At 66.0% G+C, this 18223-nt stretch carries 18 protein-coding genes; 10 read left to right on the top strand and 8 right to left on the bottom strand.

Annotated elements, in window-relative coordinates; translation table 11 throughout:
• Positions 1-28 precede the first annotated feature (28 nt).
• From dapC to AC56KW_RS18305, 7 genes are all read left to right on the top strand, one after another.
• Positions 29-1243 carry a succinyldiaminopimelate transaminase gene (gene dapC / locus AC56KW_RS18335; RefSeq protein WP_497172114.1) on the top strand — a complete coding sequence of 405 codons (1215 nt, stop codon included), beginning with the start codon at positions 29-31 and terminating at the stop codon, positions 1241-1243.
• 47 nt (positions 1244-1290) lie between these two features.
• Positions 1291-2115, top strand: a complete 825-nt coding sequence (dapD, locus tag AC56KW_RS18330) for a 2,3,4,5-tetrahydropyridine-2,6-dicarboxylate N-succinyltransferase (RefSeq protein ID WP_497172113.1) — start codon at positions 1291-1293, stop codon at positions 2113-2115.
• An 85-nt stretch (positions 2116-2200) separates the two neighbouring features.
• A complete protein-coding gene (locus AC56KW_RS18325) occupies positions 2201-3343 on the top strand; it encodes a PilT/PilU family type 4a pilus ATPase (RefSeq protein WP_497172112.1) in 1143 nt (380 codons plus the stop codon).
• 145 nt (positions 3344-3488) lie between these two features.
• A complete protein-coding gene (locus AC56KW_RS18320; RefSeq protein ID WP_497172111.1) occupies positions 3489-3848 on the top strand; it encodes an ArsC family reductase in 360 nt (119 codons plus the stop codon).
• Entirely contained in the window at positions 3845-4993 is a 1149-nt protein-coding gene (gene dapE / locus AC56KW_RS18315; protein ID WP_497172110.1) for a succinyl-diaminopimelate desuccinylase, read from the top strand. Before AC56KW_RS18320 ends, dapE begins: the two co-directional genes overlap by 4 nt.
• 22 nt (positions 4994-5015) lie before the next feature.
• Positions 5016-5909, top strand: coding sequence for a 50S ribosomal protein L3 N(5)-glutamine methyltransferase (gene prmB, locus AC56KW_RS18310; RefSeq protein WP_497172109.1), 894 nt, complete (start codon positions 5016-5018; stop codon positions 5907-5909).
• Positions 5910-6064: 155 nt separating this feature from the next.
• Complete coding sequence (locus tag AC56KW_RS18305) at positions 6065-8080, top strand: ATP-binding cassette domain-containing protein (RefSeq protein ID WP_497172108.1); 2016 nt, start codon at positions 6065-6067, stop codon at positions 8078-8080.
• A gap of 169 nt (positions 8081-8249) precedes the next feature.
• On the opposite strand, the gene AC56KW_RS18300 is transcribed toward AC56KW_RS18305, so the two are convergent.
• The 3 genes from AC56KW_RS18300 to AC56KW_RS18290 form a co-directional block, all read right to left on the bottom strand.
• On the bottom strand, positions 8250-8747 hold the full coding sequence (locus AC56KW_RS18300) for a chemotaxis protein CheW (protein WP_497172107.1): 498 nt from the start codon (positions 8745-8747) through the stop codon (positions 8250-8252).
• A gap of 106 nt (positions 8748-8853) precedes the next feature.
• The gene (locus AC56KW_RS18295; RefSeq protein ID WP_497172106.1) at positions 8854-10767 is read right to left on the bottom strand and encodes a flagellar assembly protein A; all 1914 of its coding nucleotides are present in this window, start codon (positions 10765-10767) and stop codon (positions 8854-8856) included.
• A gap of 279 nt (positions 10768-11046) precedes the next feature.
• Positions 11047-11415 (bottom strand): hypothetical protein, encoded by a 369-nt coding sequence (locus AC56KW_RS18290; RefSeq protein WP_497172105.1) that lies wholly within the window; start codon positions 11413-11415, stop codon positions 11047-11049.
• A 200-nt stretch (positions 11416-11615) separates the two neighbouring features.
• On the opposite strand from AC56KW_RS18290, the gene ompR reads away from it, so the two are divergent.
• Positions 11616-12383, top strand: coding sequence for an osmolarity response regulator transcription factor OmpR (ompR, locus tag AC56KW_RS18285; RefSeq protein ID WP_497172104.1), 768 nt, complete (start codon positions 11616-11618; stop codon positions 12381-12383).
• Positions 12383-13756 (top strand): sensor histidine kinase family protein, encoded by a 1374-nt coding sequence (locus AC56KW_RS18280; protein ID WP_497172103.1) that lies wholly within the window; start codon positions 12383-12385, stop codon positions 13754-13756. Before ompR ends, AC56KW_RS18280 begins: the two co-directional genes overlap by 1 nt.
• Before the next feature lie 53 nt (positions 13757-13809).
• Here AC56KW_RS18280 and AC56KW_RS18275 read toward each other — a convergent pair whose 3' ends face one another.
• From AC56KW_RS18275 to AC56KW_RS18255, 5 genes are all read right to left on the bottom strand, one after another.
• Entirely contained in the window at positions 13810-14778 is a 969-nt protein-coding gene (locus tag AC56KW_RS18275; RefSeq protein ID WP_497172102.1) for a threo-3-hydroxy-L-aspartate ammonia-lyase, read from the bottom strand.
• 113 nt (positions 14779-14891) lie between these two features.
• A complete protein-coding gene (locus tag AC56KW_RS18270; RefSeq protein WP_497172101.1) occupies positions 14892-15422 on the bottom strand; it encodes a hypothetical protein in 531 nt (176 codons plus the stop codon).
• An 8-nt stretch (positions 15423-15430) separates the two neighbouring features.
• Positions 15431-15940 carry a hypothetical protein gene (locus tag AC56KW_RS18265; protein ID WP_497172100.1) on the bottom strand — a complete coding sequence of 170 codons (510 nt, stop codon included), beginning with the start codon at positions 15938-15940 and terminating at the stop codon, positions 15431-15433.
• Between the two features lie 91 nt (positions 15941-16031).
• A complete protein-coding gene (locus AC56KW_RS18260; RefSeq protein ID WP_497172099.1) occupies positions 16032-17024 on the bottom strand; it encodes a 2-hydroxyacid dehydrogenase in 993 nt (330 codons plus the stop codon).
• Positions 17025-17058: 34 nt separating this feature from the next.
• Positions 17059-17700, bottom strand: coding sequence for a helix-turn-helix transcriptional regulator (locus AC56KW_RS18255; RefSeq protein ID WP_497172098.1), 642 nt, complete (start codon positions 17698-17700; stop codon positions 17059-17061).
• Between the two features lie 135 nt (positions 17701-17835).
• On the opposite strand from AC56KW_RS18255, the gene AC56KW_RS18250 reads away from it, so the two are divergent.
• Positions 17836-18222, top strand: coding sequence for a DUF4124 domain-containing protein (locus AC56KW_RS18250; protein WP_497172097.1), 387 nt, complete (start codon positions 17836-17838; stop codon positions 18220-18222).
• Position 18223: the final 1 nt, after the last annotated feature.

The raw sequence follows: 18223 nt of genomic DNA, 5'->3' as shown, positions 1-18223 counted from the left end.
CACACTGCGTAACGCGCACAAGACTGCCGTGAATCCTCATCTCGACAAGCTGCACCCCTACCCGTTCGAAAAACTGCGCCAGCTGTTTGCGGGAGTGACCCCGAACCCGGCGTACGGCGCCATCAGCCTTGGCATCGGCGAGCCGAAGCACCCGACGCCGGCGTTCATCGAAAAAGCACTGACGCATGCGATTGCCGGCCTGGCCAACTATCCGAGCACGGTCGGCGCCGAGCCGCTGCGCGCCGCGATCGCCGCCTGGCTGGAACGCCGCTACGGCATCCCGGCGCTGGACCCGGCCACCATGGTGCTGCCGGTGAACGGCTCGCGCGAAGCGCTGTTCGCCATTGCCCAGTGCATGATCGACGCCTCGAGACCCGACGCGCTGGTGATGTGCCCGAATCCGTTCTACCAGATCTACGAAGGCGCGGCCTACCTGGCCGGTGCCACGCCGTACTTCGTCAACTCGGAACCGGCGCGCAACTTCGCGCCGGGCTTCGACCGCGTGCCGATGGATGTCTGGCCCCGCGTCCAGCTGCTGTATGTCTGCTCGCCCGGCAACCCGACCGGCGCCACGCTCGGCCTGGACGACTGGCGCCAGTTGTTCGAGCTCGCCGACCGCTGGGGCTTCCTGATCGCGGCCGACGAATGCTATTCCGAGATCTATACCGGCGCGGCGCCGCCACTGGGCGCGCTGGAAGCGGCGCACCAGCTGGGCAGGAGCAGCGGCGGCCGGCCGTATCGCAACCTGATCGTGTTCTCGAGCCTGTCGAAGCGCTCGAACGTGCCGGGCATGCGCTCGGGCTTCGTCGCGGGCGACCCGGCGGCAATGAAGAAATTCCTGCTCTACCGCACCTATTGCGGCGGCGCGATGTCGCCGCCGGTGCAGGCGGCCTCGATCGCGGCCTGGAACGACGAGCAGCACGTGCAGGACAACCGCACGCTGTACAAGGAAAAGTTCGGCCTCATCACGCCGCTTTTGAAGCAGGTGATGGACGTCGAATTGCCCGACGCCGGCTTCTACCTGTGGGCCGACGTGCGCAGGAGCGGCCTGTCGGATACCGACTTCGCACGCCGCCTGTACGCCGACTATAATGTGACGGTCCTCCCGGGCAGCTACCTGGCGCGCGAAGCACACGGCGACAATCCGGGGCGCGACCGTATCCGCATGGCCCTCGTGGCCGGCGTCGACGAAGGACTGGAAGCGGCCAACCGCATCGTTCAGTTCTGCCGGGGCCTCAAGTAAAGCGCCCACGCATCCCCTTTGAATCATCCATCACCACGACGAACATCATGACCCAACAACTGCAAACCATCATCGACACCGCCTGGGAACAGCGCGCCGACATCAGCCCGAACAGCGCCAGCGCCGAAGTGCGTGACGCCGTCGCCCACGTCCTTGCCGGCCTCGATGACGGCAGCCTGCGCGTGGCGCAAAAGGACACCGGCAGCTGGGTCGTGAACCAGTGGATCAAGAAAGCCGTGCTGCTGTCGTTCCGGCTCGAGAACAACGTGCCGGTCGCAGGCGGCGACATCCAGTTCTACGACAAGGTGCCGACCAAGTTCGCCGACTACACCCCGGAAGATTTCGCACGCGGCGGTTTCCGCGTGGTACCGCCGGCCGTCGCCCGCCGCGGCAGTTTCATCGGCAAGAATGTCGTGCTGATGCCGTCCTACGTCAACATCGGCGCCTACGTCGATGAAGGCGCCATGGTCGACACCTGGGCCACCGTCGGTTCGTGCGCGCAGATCGGCAAGAACGTCCACCTGTCGGGCGGCGTCGGCATCGGCGGCGTGCTGGAACCCATGCAGGCCAACCCGACCATCATCGAAGACAACTGCTTCATCGGCGCACGTTCGGAAATCGTCGAAGGCGTGATCGTCGAAGAGAACTCGGTGATCTCGATGGGCGTGTACATCGGCCAGTCGACCAAGATCTACAACCGCGAAACCGGCGAAGTCACCTATGGCCGCGTGCCGTCGGGTTCGGTCGTGGTGTCGGGCAGCCTGCCGTCCGCCGACGGCAAGTACAGCCTGTACTGCGCGGTGATCGTCAAGCGCGTGGATGCGCAGACGCGCTCGAAGACCGGCATCAACGAGCTGCTGCGCGGCGATTGATCAGCGCAGTTGCGCATAGCGTGGGCGGCGCTGCCGTCCACGCGTTCAACCAGCTTTACAACACCTGAACCACGGAGACGATGCGATGGCCATGGACCGCCTGTTCCAGCTGATGAAAGAGAAGAACGCCTCCGACATGTTCTTCGCCGTGAATTCCCCGGTGCACATCAAGATCAACGGCGCCCTCATCCCCATCAATCAGCATCGCCTCGAACCCGAGAATATCCTGTCGCTCCTGTCCGAGGTCACCACGCCCGAACAGCTGGCCGAACTCGAGCGCGACAACGAACTGAACATGGCTGTGTCGGTCCCCAGGCTGGGCCGCTTTCGCCTGTCGGCCTTCCGCCAGCGCGGCTCGATCTCGGCCGTGCTGCGCTTCGTACCGGCCGATATCCCGCCGCTGGGCGGCCTGGGCCTGCCGTCCGTGCTGTCCGAACTGATCATGGAAAAGCGCGGCCTGCTGCTGGTGGTCGGCGCCACCGGATCGGGCAAGTCGACCACCATCGCCGCCATGCTCGACCACCGCAACGAAGAGCGCACCGGCCACATCCTGACGCTCGAAGACCCGATCGAATACCTCTTCAAGAACAAGAAATCGATCGTCAGCCAGCGCGAGATCGGCAGCGACGCCAGCAGCTTCGGCATCGCGCTCAAGAATTCGATGCGCCAGGCGCCCGACTGCATCCTGATCGGCGAGATCCGCGACCGCGAGACGATGGCCGCCGCCCTAGCCTACGCCCAGTCCGGCCACCTGGTGCTGGCCACCCTGCACGCCAACAACAGCTACAACGCGCTGAACCGCATCATCAGCTTCTACCCGATGGAAAACCGCGGCGCCCTGCTGCAAGACCTGGCGTCGAGCGTCAAGGCGATCGTGTCGCAGCGCCTGGTGAAATCGGCCGCCGGCGGCGCGCGCCAGGCGGCGGTGGAAGTAATGCTGAACACCCGCTACATCGCCGACCTGATCGAAAAAGGCGAGATCGGGCAGATCAAGGAAGCGATGGACAAGAGCCTGTCGCCCGGCTCGCAATCGTTCGAAGGCGCACTGCTCAAGCTGGTCAAGGATGGCCTGGTGACGCAGGACGAGGCCCTGGCCAACGCCGATTCGGCCACCAACCTGCTCTGGCTGCTCAACAACAGGCCGGAAAGCCAGGCCCAGCAGGAAGAGCAGAAGCAGCCGAGCGAGCCGCAGGGCGCCTCGTTTACCGAGTTCACGCTCAATTCCTGATCCCGGTTGTTCGCCGCGTCAGGCGGCGCTACCCTGCGCCTCATCTGTGTACAATCTCCGTGAAGGACCTTGTGCGCCGCCGCGCCCATACACTATCCTCTCGCCTTTTCGACCGCTCACGCCGCCCCGGCGGCCAAGAATGCCCATGACCACGACCCTGTACGGAATCCCCAACTGCGACACCGTCAAGAAAGCCCGCACCTGGCTGCTTGAGAACGGCCACGACTTCACCTTCCATGACTTCAAGAAACAGGGCCTGAGTCGCGCACTGGTGCAGGACTGGTTGAAGGACGTCGACTGGGAAACCCTGGTCAACCGCAAGGGCATGACCTGGCGCAACCTGTCCGATGAGCGCAAGGCGCAGGTCACCAACGCCGACAGCGCCATCGACCTGATGCTGGAAAATCCTTCCGTGATCAAGCGCCCGGTCCTGCAAGGCGTCGGCCCGGTCTCGGTCGGCTTTTCAAACGCCGCCTACGCCAGCAAGTTCGAGGGCGCCAAGTGAAGCCATCCCGCACTCTGCTGCTGGCCGAAGAGCTGATCGCGCTCGAATCGATCACGCCGAACGACAAGGGCTGCCAGCAGCGCATGATCGACCTGCTGGCCCCACTGGGTTTTCATTGCGAGACCATCGAATCGAACGGCGTGACCAACCTGTGGGCCCGTAAAGGGAGCGAAGCGCCGGTATTCGTCTTCGCCGGCCATACCGACGTGGTCCCGGCCGGTCCGCTGCACCACTGGGAGTCCGAACCGTTCGTGCCGACCCAGCGCGACGGCAGGCTGTATGGACGCGGCGCCTCCGACATGAAGACCTCGATCGCGGCCATGGTGATCGCCTGCGAGGAATTCATCGCCGAGCACCCAGAACACATGGGCTCGATCGCCTTCCTGATCACCAGCGACGAGGAAGGACCGGCGGTCGACGGCACCGCGCTCGTGGTCGACCTGCTGGAAGAACGCGGTGAGACGATCGACTACTGCCTGGTCGGCGAGCCGACCTCGAACCACGTGCTGGGCGACACGATCAAGAACGGCCGCCGCGGTTCGCTGTCGGGCCACCTGGTGATCAAGGGCATCCAGGGCCACATCGCCTACCCGCAGCTTGCGCGCAACCCGATCCACCAGGCCGCGCCGGCGCTGGCCGAGCTGACGGCGCAAGTCTGGGACGAAGGCAACGAATACTATGCGCCGACCAGCTGGCAGATCTCGAACATGGCGGCCGGCACCGGCGCCACCAATGTGATCCCGGGCCAGTTGACGATCGACTTCAACTTCCGCTTCTCGACCGCCAGCACGGCCGAGGGACTGGAGGCGCGCGTGCACGGCATCCTCGACCGCCATGGCCTGGACTACGACCTGGAATGGACGCTGTCGGGCCAGCCATTCCTGACCGAAAAGGGAGCGCTGTCGGACACCGTGTGCGGCGCCATCAAGGAAGAGCTGGGCGTGCAGGCCGAACTATCGACCACCGGCGGGACCTCGGACGGCCGCTTCATCGCCCGCATCTGCCACCAGGTGATAGAATTCGGCCCACCGAACGCCAGCATCCACAAGATCGACGAACACATCGAGCTGCGCTACATCGATCCCCTGAAGAACATCTACCGCCGCACACTCGCAAGCCTGCTGGGTGCCCGCATTGGCAGCTAATCATCAACAAGAGAACATCGCCATGACCAACACCACCTTCAGTACGCCGCGCGACCTGCTGCGCTACGCCATCACCCGATTCAACGGCGCGAAACTGTTCTTCGGCCACGGCAGCGCCGAGGCCTTCGACGAAGCCGCCTACCTGATCCTGCACACCCTGAAACTGCCGCTGGATCAGCTGGAGCCGTTCCTGGATGCGAAGCTGCTGGCCGACGAAGTGCTGCAAGTGCTGAGCGTGATCGAGCGCCGCGTCACCGAGCGCGTGCCGGCCGCCTACATCACCAAGGAGGCCTGGCTGGGCGACTACCGTTTCTACGTCGACGAGCGCGTGCTGGTGCCGCGCTCGTTCATCGCCGAACTGATTCCGCAGCAGTTCAGCCCCTGGCTGACCGACCCGGACGGCGTCGAGAACGTGCTCGAACTGTGCACCGGCAGCGGCTGCCTGGCGATCATGATGGCCGACACCTTCGAAAACGCGGTGGTCGATGCGGTCGATATCTCGAAGGACGCGCTGGCCGTGGCCGAGCACAACATCCGCGAATACAAGTTGGAGGGCCGCGTCAATCCGATCGAATCCGACTTGTACGAGAACGTGCCGTTCAAGAAGTACGACCTGATCATCACCAATCCGCCGTACGTGAATTCGGAATCGATGCGCACCCTGCCGCCGGAATACCTGAACGAACCGCAGATCGCGCTGGCCGGCGGCGAGGACGGCATGGACCTGGTGCGCAAGATCATCGCCGGCGCCGCCGAGCACCTGACCCCGGACGGCATCCTGGTGGTCGAGATCGGCAACGAGCGCGACTACGCCGAAGCCGCCTTCGGCCACCTGGGCCTGACCTGGCTGACCACCAGCATCGGTGACGACGCGGTGTTCCTGCTCACCGCGGAACAGCTGCAGACCGCGCAGTAGAATACGCAGTTCGCCGGCGACGGTGAATCGCGCCAGCGCCGAAACGTCGTCCCCGCGAAGGCCCGGGCCCGGGCATGCATGCCTGGCTCCCCGCCTTCGCGGGGACGACGTTTGCAAGCCAACGATGTAATTTAGATTTTCACAAGAATTCGACCATGATCCGTATCCAGAACGTCAGCCTGATGCGCGGCACCAAGCCGCTGCTCGTCGACGCCGACCTGACCCTCAACCCGGGCGACAAGATCGGCCTGATCGGCGCCAACGGCGCCGGCAAATCGAGCCTGTTCGGCCTGCTGCGCAACGAGCTGCATCCGGACCAGGGGCAGATCGACTTTCCCGCCAAGTGGCGCATGGCCTACGTGGCGCAAGAGACCCCGCCGCTCGACCGCGCGGCGCTCGACTATGCGATCGATGGCGACGTCGGCTTGCGCCGCCTCCAGGCCGAGCTCGAAGAACTCGAATCGCACCCGGATGTCGACGCCCACGGCATGCGCCTGGGCGAACTGCATGCGATGCTGGCCGACGCCGACGCCTACACGGTGCAGTCGCGCGGCGAACAGCTGCTGCTGGGCCTGGGCTTTTCGCTGGAGCAGATGAACCAGCCGGTGGCCAGCTTCTCGGGCGGCTGGCGCATGCGCCTGAACCTGGCGCAGGCGCTGATGTGCCCCTCCGACCTGCTGCTGCTCGATGAACCGACCAACCACCTGGACCTGGACGCCATCATCTGGCTCGAGGACTGGCTCAAGCGCTATCCCGGCACCCTGATCATCATTTCCCACGATCGCGACTTCCTCGACGAGATCGTGAACGTGATCGTGCACATCGACGACCGCAAGCTCAAACGCTACGGCGGCAACTACTCGAGCTTCGAGCGCCAGCGCGCCGCCCAGCTGGTGCTGCAGGCATCGGCCATCGAGAAGCAGAATCGCCAGCGCGCCCACCTCGAATCGTTCATCAACCGCTTCAAGGCGCAGGCCACCAAGGCGCGCCAGGCCCAGAGCCGGATCAAGGCGCTCTCGAAAATGGAAGAACTGGCGCCGCTGCGCGCCGCCGCCGAATTCTCGTTCGAATTCCGCGAACCGCTGGCCGCGCCGAACCCGCTGCTGGTGCTCGACGGCGTCGATGCCGGCTATCCGCTGCTCGACGAGCATGGCGACCAGGTCGGCGCCAAAACCATCGTCAACCACATCGATTTCTCGCTCACGATCGGCCAGCGCATCGGCCTCCTGGGCGTGAACGGCGCCGGCAAGTCGACCCTGATCAAGACCGTGGCAGGCGAACTCAAGCCGCTGACCGGCGAAGCGACCATTGGCAAGGGCCTGTCGATCGGCTACTTCGCCCAGCACCAGGTCGAGATGCTGCGCCACGACGAATCGCCGCTGTGGCACCTGGCGAAGATCGCGCCGACGGTACGCGAGCAGGAATTGCGCAACTTCCTGGGCAGCTTCAACTTCCCCGGCGATATGGTGACCAGTCCGATCAAGCCGTTCTCGGGCGGCGAAAAGGCGCGCCTGGCGCTGGCGCTGATCGTGTGGCAGCGCCCGAACCTGCTGCTGCTCGATGAACCGACCAACCACCTGGACCTGGAAACGCGCGAAGCGCTGACGATGGCGCTGGCGCAGTTCGAGGGCACGCTGGTCGTGGTCTCGCACGATCGCCACCTGCTGCGCGCCACCACCGACCAGTTCATCATCGTGGCCGACGGCCGCCTGCAGCCGTTCGACGGCGACCTGGACGACTACAAGGACTGGCTGTTCAAGACCAAGCTGGGCAAGGGAACCGACGCCCTGCCCGGCGCCGCCGCGCAGGCCAGGGCGGCGCAACCGGCCGCGAAGGCCGTCGCTGCCGTCCCCGTGCCGACCGCCTCGCCGGCCGAGCGCAAGGAGCAGAAGCGCCTGGACGCCGAAGAGCGCCAGCGCCTGGCGGCGCAGCGCAAGCCGCTGGAAAACCGCGTCAAGCGGCTGGACGAGCAGATGGCCAAGCTGGGCGCGAAGAAAGCGGCGATCGACGCCGAGCTGCTCGATCCGGTGATTTATGAGGCGGCGAACAAGGATCGCCTCAAGGCGCTGGTCGCCGACCAGGCGTTCGCGGTGCGCGACCTGGAAGCGCTCGAGATGGAGTGGCTGGAGGTGCAAGAGCAGCTGGAGGCGTTGACGGCGCCGGCAGCATAAGCCGGTCCTTGCCGCCACCGGCGGCAAGGATTTCGCGCAAAGGCCGAACCCGGGTCGGTTCGCATGAGCCAGATGGGGAAACTCGACAAGACGCTCGCGGCCCGGGTTTCGGCCTGCGCGAGGACGTCGCCGGGCTTGGGGGAACAGGGCGCCGGCGCCGCGCCATCCATCACGCAACCCTCAAAGGCCGCCTCGGCGACAACGCCATCAAGCGCTCGATATCGATCAACACCACCGGCCTTCCATCGACCCGGGCCATGCCGATCAGGTAAGCCGTATCGGTCCCGCCCGGCAAAGGCTGCACCGCCTCGGGCCTCACGTGCACGATCCCGGTCACACCTTCCACCACCATCCCCACGATCCCGCTCGACAGGCGCAGGATGATCACGTCGGTATCCGGCGCCGCCCGCCCCGGCCCCGCCGGGGCGGCATGCACGCCGCCGGAGCGCATGTCGACCACCGGCATGATCACCCCGTGCGACAGCGCCACGCCGCCGATGATCTCGCCGTCGGCGGCGATACGCTCGAAGGATCCCAGCAGCTTGAGTTCCTGCACGCGCGCGCAATCGAGTCCGTATTCCTGGCCGTCGAGCATGAAGCTGAGGAACTGCCTGGGAGGCGCATGCCTTGGCGCCGGAAAGCGCGAAACGCTGGACGAGGTGAGCATGGTGGATCCTTTGTGAGTACGCCCACCATCGTATGCCCGCCCCTCACCTGCGATGTTGACTGCAGTCAACTTCAACCTTGACCCCGCGGCATGGCGCGGCTCAAGGTCAGGCCGGCGCCCGCGCCTCGCCGACGGCCGTCGCCGTGTCCCACGACCACGCGCCGTCGCTGCCCGAGTACAACACTTCGGCGCCCTTGGTATCGCGCAGGCGCAGTTTGACGTCGCGCGGCGCCATGTCCCAGGCGCAGCCGTGATCCGGCTCGTAGGGCAGCGCCAGCACCTGGACCTCGCCCGCCAGCTGTCCGAGCGCGATGCCGGCCGCGCCGACGCGCTCGAAGCGCTGCGCGGACAGGCGCTCCAGCAGCGCCAGGCCGCCCTGGCGCTCGCCGTCGAGCGACCTGGCCTCTTGCGACAGCCGGCCCAGTTCCTTGAGCGCCGGCGCCACGCTGGCCGCCAGGCGCCGGAATTGCGGCTCCTGTTCCGGCGTGAGCACGAGTTCGCCCTTGCGCAGGCGCGGCGCCAGCAGCAGGTATTTACGCATCCCGGGCTGGCCGGCGAGTGCTTCCATCGCCGTGCGCTGACGCGCCGCCAGCTGGACGAACTGCTCCACCCGCTCGCGCACCTGCGCCATCGCCGTGTCGATGCGCGCGCAGTCGGGGCGCAACAGCCAGACCAGCATCTCGCCCTGCTTCCACGGCCCCGCGCTGCCGATCGCCACGCGCCGCCCGGCGATCGCGCTGCCCTCGGCGTGCGCCACCTCGACCTCGTCGCCGATGATCTCGCAGTTGATCGCCGTCTCGATCCGGATGCGCGCGCCCGAGATCACGCAGTTCTCGGCGCGGCCCAGGTGAATTTCTCCCTTGGGCGCCTGGATCGTCGCCGTCGACGCCACACCCAGCACCCGCACCCCGCCGTCCTGGTTGCGCGCGCTGCCCCCGACCAGGTTGCGATGCAGGACGATGGCGCCGCCGCGCGAGACCACGTGGCCATACACGTCGCCGTGCACGGTGATGCCTTCGCCCTCGATGCTGCGCTGCTCCTGCACTTCGCCGAATTCCTCGTAGTCGCCCGACAGGCTCAGGTTGCCGGTGGTCTTGGCGCTGACGCCGTCACGGCTGACGATCTTGTCGGTGATGGCGATGCGGCTGCTTTGCGGGTCGACGTTCAGGAAGCCATCGCGCCGCGCGACCAGGAATTCTCCTTCCGGCGCCAGGTCGACCGCCGTGCCGTCGGCCGTATAGGCGGCCAGGTCGAGGTCCCTGGCGGTCGCGGGTGCGATCGGGATGCCATTCAGGTCGAAGCCGGGACTGCCGCTGGTACGCGGCACCTTGCGCAGCAGGCGCGCGCCCTCGGCCACCTGCGGGAAGCGGTTCTGGAAGCTCATCAGGTCGAGCTTGCCGTTGGCGAGCTGGCGCGGGGCATCACTGCGGTGCAGCTCGCTCGTGACTTCCTCGACGCGCGCATCCTCGCCGTTGCGCGGCTCCAGGCGCCGCGCAACCACGTGGCGTCCGGCTGCGCTGCTCTCGATGTGGTCCCGGACGGCGGCGACATCGACGCCGAAGCGGATGCCCTTGACCCAGATGTCGGCGATGAATTCGTCGATGTCGAGTGTTGTCTGGCGCTCTTCGCCATCGGCGTCGCGCGCAAACACGGGCTCGAAACAGTATTCGGCCTCGCCGCCGGCGATCCTGACCGAACGGTATAGCGCCCGGCGCTGCGGCGCGAACGGCACGATGTCGTCGGCGATGCGCACCGACACGCGGCCGCCCGCATCGCGCGGCAATTCGGGGCCGTGACCGTAGAGAGCCTTGATCAGGACCGGGTAATCAAGGCCGGCAAAATAATGGTTCGAGCGCAGGATGCCGTCGACCGCCGCCACCAGCGTGGTGCCAAGCACTTCGGGATCGGCATAGACGCCGTCGCCCCGCCTGGCGATGCAATGTTCCGGCCCGCTGGCGCTGAAACGGACGGCAGCAGCCTCGTCAGGAGGTGCGTCGGGAAGTACGGCAAGGTCGGACACGTGCACGCTCCAGTCGACGAAGGTGTTGGCGTCGATGTCCCCGCCAACGATAAGGTGGAGGTAAACATAGCATGTCGCACAGCCGAAATGAACATATGGCAACTAGATTTCTAAAAAGAAAATTTGTGGCGCAACGGACAGCTTCGACAGGTCATGAATTTTCGCGAACATCCGGCAAAAACGCACTAGGTACGGCAGAGACGCCGCAGGTGAATTGTGAAGTTCCAGAAACGACAACGGCGCCATCGGCGCCGTCGTTCTACATTACCTGCCGCTTTCTCAGCGGCGGCGGGTGTTCGGATACAGGTCCGCACCTTCCTTGATCTGGCGGCGCAGGTCGCGCCGCTCGTCCGGCGACAACCGGCCGCGGCGACGATCGTCACGCGCCGCGTCGGACTGGGACTCCATCGCACGGCGTTCCTGGTCGCGCATCTCGTAGGCGCGCGCATCCTGCTGGGCCTGCATCTGGTAACGTTCGCGCATCTGGGCCGCCTCTTCGCGGCGTGGATCGCGATCCTGGTTTTGCGCGAGTGCACCGGCTCCGGTGCCTGCCAGCACGCAAGCGAATACACCAAGGCGCGCGAGCCGGGCGAGCCGGCTGCCATTGGCGCCGAGTGCTGCTGGTTTGTCGATGTGCGCGTGGTTCATGGTGTTCCTCTTCCGCGATGCCTGATAAACGGATAAGCTGTGTTGATCACTTGACGCCAGTGTAGGTGCATACCGAATGCGGAGTAAGGCTTATTGGGTAAAGTTTGTAACACATTGTAATGGCTGAGCTGAGACGTGCTGCCGGTCCCTCCATAAGAAGTTACCATAGCGACATTCATCTGACAATTCTGGACAGCTCTATGACTTCATCGACTTCGAACAATAACGCGGGTACGGGCGCAGCATCGAGCCACTCCGCCAAGATCATGGTCGTGGATGACGACGTGCGCCTGCGCGACCTGCTGCGCCGTTACCTGACCGAACAAGGCTTCCAGGTCGTGACCGCCGAAAGCGCGCCCGCGATGAACAAACTGTGGCTGCGCGAACGCTACGACCTGCTGGTGCTCGACCTGATGCTGCCCGGCGAAGACGGCCTGTCGATCTGCCGCCGGCTGCGCGGCGCGGGCGACCAGACCCCGATCATCATGCTGACCGCCAAAGGCGAGGACGTCGACCGCATCGTCGGCCTCGAGATGGGCGCCGACGACTACCTGCCCAAGCCGTTCAACCCGCGCGAACTGGTGGCCCGCATCGGCGCCGTCCTGCGCCGCAAGGGTCCGGACGAGATCCCGGGCGCGCCATCCGAAACCCCGCAGACCTTCGAGTTCGGCGACTTCGTGCTCGACCTGGGCACGCGCACGCTCAAGAAGAAGGGCGAGACCGTGCCGCTGACCACCGGCGAATTCTCGGTGCTGAAGGTGTTCGCGCGCCATGCGCGCCAGCCGCTGTCGCGCGAGAAGCTGATGGAACTGGCGCGCGGCCGCGAGTACGAGGTATTCGACCGCTCGCTCGACGTCCAGATCTCGCGCCTGCGCAAGCTGATCGAGCCCGATCCATCGAGCCCGCTGTACATCCAGACCGTGTGGGGCCTGGGCTATGTGTTCATCCCTGAAGGCCAGCCGCGCTAGTGTTCACGCCAATCGCCCAGGCGCGGCGCGCGCTGCGTTTCGCGTGGTTCAGGAGTGGCCTGTTCTGGCGCACCTTCTTCCTGATGTCGGTGCTGACCGCGGTCTCGATGCTGGCCTGGATCGGCATGATCAGCGTCTTCCAGCGCGATAAGCAGGTGCAGCAGACCGCGGAGCTGGTGGTCTCGGTGGTGACCATCACCAAGGCCGCGCTCACCCACTCGGCGCCCGACCTGCGGCGCGAACTGCTGCTCGAACTGGTGTCGAACGAGGGCATCCGCATCTTCACGCTCGAAGACACCGACGTCATCGACCCGCCGCCGCACAATCCCCTGATGCCCGAGATCGCGGCCATGGTGCGCGAGCGCCTGGGCTCCGACACGCGCTTTTCAAGCGGCGTGAACGGCGTGCCGGGCTTTTATATCAGTTTCAATATCGAGGACGACAAATACTGGCTGATGCTCGAACGCGAGCGCCTGGCCGGCCTCACGCGCGTGCAGTGGCTCGGCTGGGCCACGGTCGTGGGCCTGCTGTCGGTGGTCGGCGCGGCGCTCATCTCGAGCCTGGTCAATCGTCCCCTGGCGCGTTTGACGGCGGCCGCGCGCGCGATTGCCAAGGGCGAGCGTCCGGCGCGCCTGCCCGAAAAAGGGTCGCAAGAGATCATCGAGGCCAACCGCAGCTTCAACCAGATGGTGGAAGACCTGGTGCAGGTGGAGAAAGACCGCGCGGTGATCCTGGCCGGCATCTCGCACGACTTGCGCACGCCGCTGGCGCGCATGGGGCTCGAGGTCGAGATGGCCAACCTGTCGCCCGAGGCGCGCGAAGGCATGCAGTCGGACATCGCGCAGATGGACGCCATCATCGGCCAGTTCCTCGACTATGCGAAACCGACCGAGGCGGCGACCTTCGTGCCCGTGAACCTGTCCGAGATGCTGTCCGACGTCGGCCGCGAGGCGGCGCGCATTCCCGACCTGCACGTCAAGACCGACCTGATGCCGGGCGTGCATGTGATGGGCAATGCGACCGACCTGCGGCGCGTGATCAACAACATCATCGAGAACGCGCGCCGCTACGGCAAGACACCGGAATCGTCATGCACCGACATCGACATCGTGCTGCGCGTGAAAGCCACCGGCCACGGACGGCGCGCGGTGATCGAGATCGGCGACCGTGGGGTCGGCGTGCCGCCGGACCAGATCGCGCAGTTGATGAAACCCTTCACGCGGCTGGACAGCGCGCGCGGCCAGGCAAATGGCGCCGGGCTCGGATTGGCGATCGTGGAGCGGGTGCTGACGCGGCACAATGCGGGGCTGGAAGTGCGCAACCGCGAAGGCGGCGGCTTCATGTTGCAGGTGGCGTTGCCCCTGGCGGCCTGAATCACCAGCAGGGGCTTGTCGTGGCGCGGGCGGCGATGCCTTCCGCGCCAGGCTCAATCGCCGATCAAGGCGGCAAAGCGCCCCAGGTCGATATTCCCGCCACTGATCAACACCCCGACCTTCTTGCCTTTCAACTGCTCCTTCATGCGCCGCGCCGCCGCGAAGCCGAGGCAGCCGGTCGGCTCCACCACGATCTTCATGCGCTCGGCGAAGAAACGCATGCAGGCGACCAGCTCATCATCGCTCACGGTCAGGATGTCGTTCACATCGCGCTGGATGATCGGGAAGGTCAGCTGGCCGAGGTGCTGGGTCTGCGCGCCATCGGCGATCGTGCGCGGCGTGTCGATATGGACGATCTCGCCCTTGCGCAGCGATTGCTGGCCATCATTGCCGGCCTCCGGTTCGACGCCATACAGCATGCACCCCGGCGACAGTGCACGGGTAGCCAGCGCGGAGCCGGACAGCAGCCCGCCGCCGCCCAGGCAGACGAAGAAGGCGTCCAGCGGCCCGACTTCCTCGAACAATTCCTTGGCCGCCGTGCCCTGCCCCGCGATCACGTCAACGTGGTCGTAGGGCGGAATCAGCGTCAGGCCGTGCTTCTCGGCGAGCTCGCGTCCGATCTGTTCGCGGTCCTCGGTATACCGGTCATAGGTCACCACGCTCGCCCCATAGCCGCGGGTGGCGGCCACTTTCGCGGCCGGCGCGTCCTGCGGCATGATGATCGTGGCCGGCATGTCCAGGATCCTGGCCGACAAGGCGACCGCCTGGGCGTGATTGCCCGACGAGAAAGCGACGACGCCGGCGCGGCGCTGCTCGGGACTGAACTTCGCCAGCGCGTTATAACCGCCGCGGAACTTGAACGCCCCCATGCGCTGCATGTTCTCGCACTTGAAGAACACCTCGGCGCCGAATTCCTCGTTGACGGTGCGCGACGTCAGCACCGGCGTGCGGTGGGCCGCGCCCAGGATGCGCTCGGCGGCCTGGGCGACGTCTTCATAGGTGGGAAGCTGGAGCGAGGTCATGGTGGAGTCCTTTCAGGTGCGCGATGACGTAGGCGGAAATCTGATCCAATATTAGACATATTATCCAATCCTGGAATGGCCGTCAAACCGTCGGCGCCACGATCCCGCCAGCATCAGAACCTGAAGTAGAGACTCAGGATGCCGGTGATCCAGCCGCGCACCGACATCGGCGGGTCGTTGCCCGATCCGGGTGGCGCGGCCGGCGCGACATCGCGCAGCGCCTGGTCGACCAGTCGGTTGCGCTCGCGCGCGCGCCGCACGAAATACACCGCCCCCCACAGGAACAGGACCAGCACCGCCAGCGCCGCCCAGCCCCCGAAGAACAGGAGCGCACCGAAGATGAAGAACGGCCCGAACCAGTACAAGGTCCAGGCTTGATCATGCGCGACGTCCCACGCGGTTTCCGCCAGCACCACCTTTGGGGTGGACAGGTCGCGCCAGCCGATGACCTTTTGCCAGTTACCCTGCTCCACCAGGGCCACTGCATAGCGCGCTCCATCGCGCGGCACGGTGCCGTCCGCAAAGCTGACGCCATACTCCTTCCTGCCGCCGCTTTCAAAGCTGAACATGCGTCCCTGCACATCGAACACCCGGTCAAAGGTGATCTGCACGATCTGCGCAACATCTTCCACGCGTCGAGTCATCGCTTTCCTCACTTCCACAAGACAGGCGCGAGCGCCCAGATCGAGCGCGCGAACCGCGACGGCTCGCGTTTGCCGGTTGCCGGCGGCACTGCCGGATGCACGTCCCGCAGTGCCTGCGCCGCCTGCCGGTTGCGCCAGGCGGCGCGGTAGATGCAGGCGCCGACCACCAGCAGCATCAGCGCCGCCACCGGCACGGCCGCCCAGTAGCCGCCAAGCGCCAGGGAAACCCCGTAGGGCACCGGGATCATCAGGTAGCCATAAGGAAGCTGCGCGATGGCCAGCGCCCAGGCGGATCGCCTGATCCCGACCTGCGGCGTCGCCAAATCGCGCCAGCCGATGACCGTGTTCCAGTTGCCCGCTTCGGCAAACGCGACGGCGTAGGTCGCTCCCTCGCGCGCAATGCCCATGGCGCCGGCGTTGACGCCATAGACCGGCCAGCCGCCGTCCTCGAAGCTGAAGTCGCCAGTGCGTTCCTGGACGTCGAACACCCGGTCGAACCGGACCTGCCTGATATGCATTACTGAGCCTCGCTACGCATCGCCGATGCCGCGAACCCTAGCGCACAAGGGGCGGCATGTCCAGTCAATGGGCCAATCCATGCACGACGCATCAGTCCGGGATGCGGTTGACCAGTTCCCCGCCCTGCTCGAAGGCGCTGATGCTGTCGATGGTCGTGCGCATGATCTGCCCGATCGCCTCGACCGTGAAGAAGGCCTGGTGGCCGGTCACGATCACGTTCGGGAACGACACCAGGCGCTGGATCACGTCGTCGGTGATGATGGTCGACGACAGGTCCTGGAAGAACAGGCTCGCCTCCTGCTCGTAGACGTCGATCGCCAGTCCGCCCAGCTGCCCGGTCTTGAGCGCCTGCACCGCGGCCTCGGTGTCGACCAGGCCGCCGCGGCTGGTATTGACCAGCACGCAGCCGCGCTTGACCCGCGCCAGCGCGGCGGCGTCCACGATGTGGTGGGTATCTTCCAGCAGCGGACAATGCAGCGACACCACGTCGCTGCAGGACAGGAGTTCGTCGACGCCGATATAGCGCCCGCCCAGCGCCTCGAAGGCCGGACTCGGATACCGGTCGTGGCCGACCAGGGTGCAGCCGAAACCGGCCATGATGCGGGCGAAGATGGTGCCGATCTTGCCGGTGCCGATCACGCCGACCGTCTTGCCGTGCAAGTCGAATCCCATCAGGCCGTCGAGGTCGAAGTTGCCCTCGCGCGTGCGCACGCTGGCGCGCGCGATCTTGCGGTTCACGGCCAGCAGCAGGCCGACCGCGAATTCGGCGACCGAGTGGGGAGAATAATCGGTGACCCGCACCACCGCGATGCCGAGTTTGCCGGCCGCCGCCGCATCGACGTGGTTGTAGCCGGTCGAGCGGGTCGCCACCAGGCGCGTGCCCTGGCCGGCCAGGACGCCCAGCACTTCGGCGTCCACCGTGTCGTTGACGAAGACGCACACCGCCTCGCAGCCATGGGCCAGGATCGCCGTCTCGCGGCTCAAGCGGTCTTCGATGAACAGCAGCGCGTGACCGGCGCCCCCGTTGGCCATGGCCAGCATGGTCTTGTCGTAGCGGCGCGCGCTGAATACGGCGGTCTTCAAGGCGATCTCCCGAAGTGGACGGTACAGCCCGATTCTATTTGATGTCGTTGTAGGCAGTCGCCCGCGAAATGCCGAGATGGGCCGCCGCCACTTCCATGGCGCGGCGCACCTCGAGGAAGCCGCCCTCTTTCAGCTCGCGCATCAGTGCGCGCCGTTCGTGCGCCTTGAGCAGCTGGGGCGAGGACGCCAGGCGGGCGGCGTAGGCATCGATGCGGCGCCGGATGGCGTCGGCGTTGGCCGGATCGAGCGACTCGCCCAGCGGGGCCTGGCCCAGGGCGTTGAACTGTTCCAGGATGCCCTGCATCGACCGGAACAAGGTCAGGTCGACGTTCAGGCACAGCGCCGCGACGTAGTTGCCGTCGGCATCCTTGATGCCGATCGAAGTACTCTTGGCCGGGCGGCCGTCGGGAAACTGGTTCGGATAGTTGGCGACCACCTGCGGATAGGCGCTGTCGGCGATGCGCGCCAGTCCCAGTTCGGTGGCCGGGTCGCCCGCCGCGCGGCCGGACAGCCTGTTGTGGATCGCCAGCACCGCGTGGCCAGGGTCGCGCAGGTCATGCACGACCACTTCGCAGAACGGCGCGAAGGTCTGGGCCAGGCCGTCGGCGATCTGCCGCACCTGCTCGATGAGCGTGGATTCTTCCTTGCTCGGCAATGTCTTGGTCATGCTGGACATTTTATCCAAGACTGGCGATTCTGTAAAAAAGGACGGCGTTCAGGCCTACACCGGCACGTGAAGTGGCGAACAGAAGCAGAGTGATGCAAGGAAGACAATGAAATCCCTGAACATGGATTCCTCCAGGAGCCAACCATGAAGCGTCATTTGAGCCACCTCTGCCTGCTGGCCGCTGCCACGATGGCCGCACCGAGCGCCTTTTCCGAGTCCGTCATCGTCAAGTGCGTCGACAGCGCCGGTCGCGTCACCCTCACCGACCGCCCTTGCGAAGCGGGCGCCGCGACCCTGCGCACGGCGAGCCTGGCGCCGGACGAGGGCGTGACCCGCGTCGCGCCCTACCCTTTGATCGCCAAGCAGGATGTGCTGCCGCCGGCGCGCGAACTGCAGCGCCGCGCCGTGCCGACGGCGCGCGTCAAGGCAGAGCACCTGTCCAGCGACGTCGCCACCCTGAAGGCGGCGCGCGCGCAATTCCTGCTCGACGACGTGGGCGGCGGCAAGGACACCCTGGCCGGTCTTGAATAAG

It is taken from the genome of Telluria sp. RT2P19, assembly GCF_059685725.1.
This window is presented reverse-complemented; position numbering and strand designations above follow the sequence as displayed.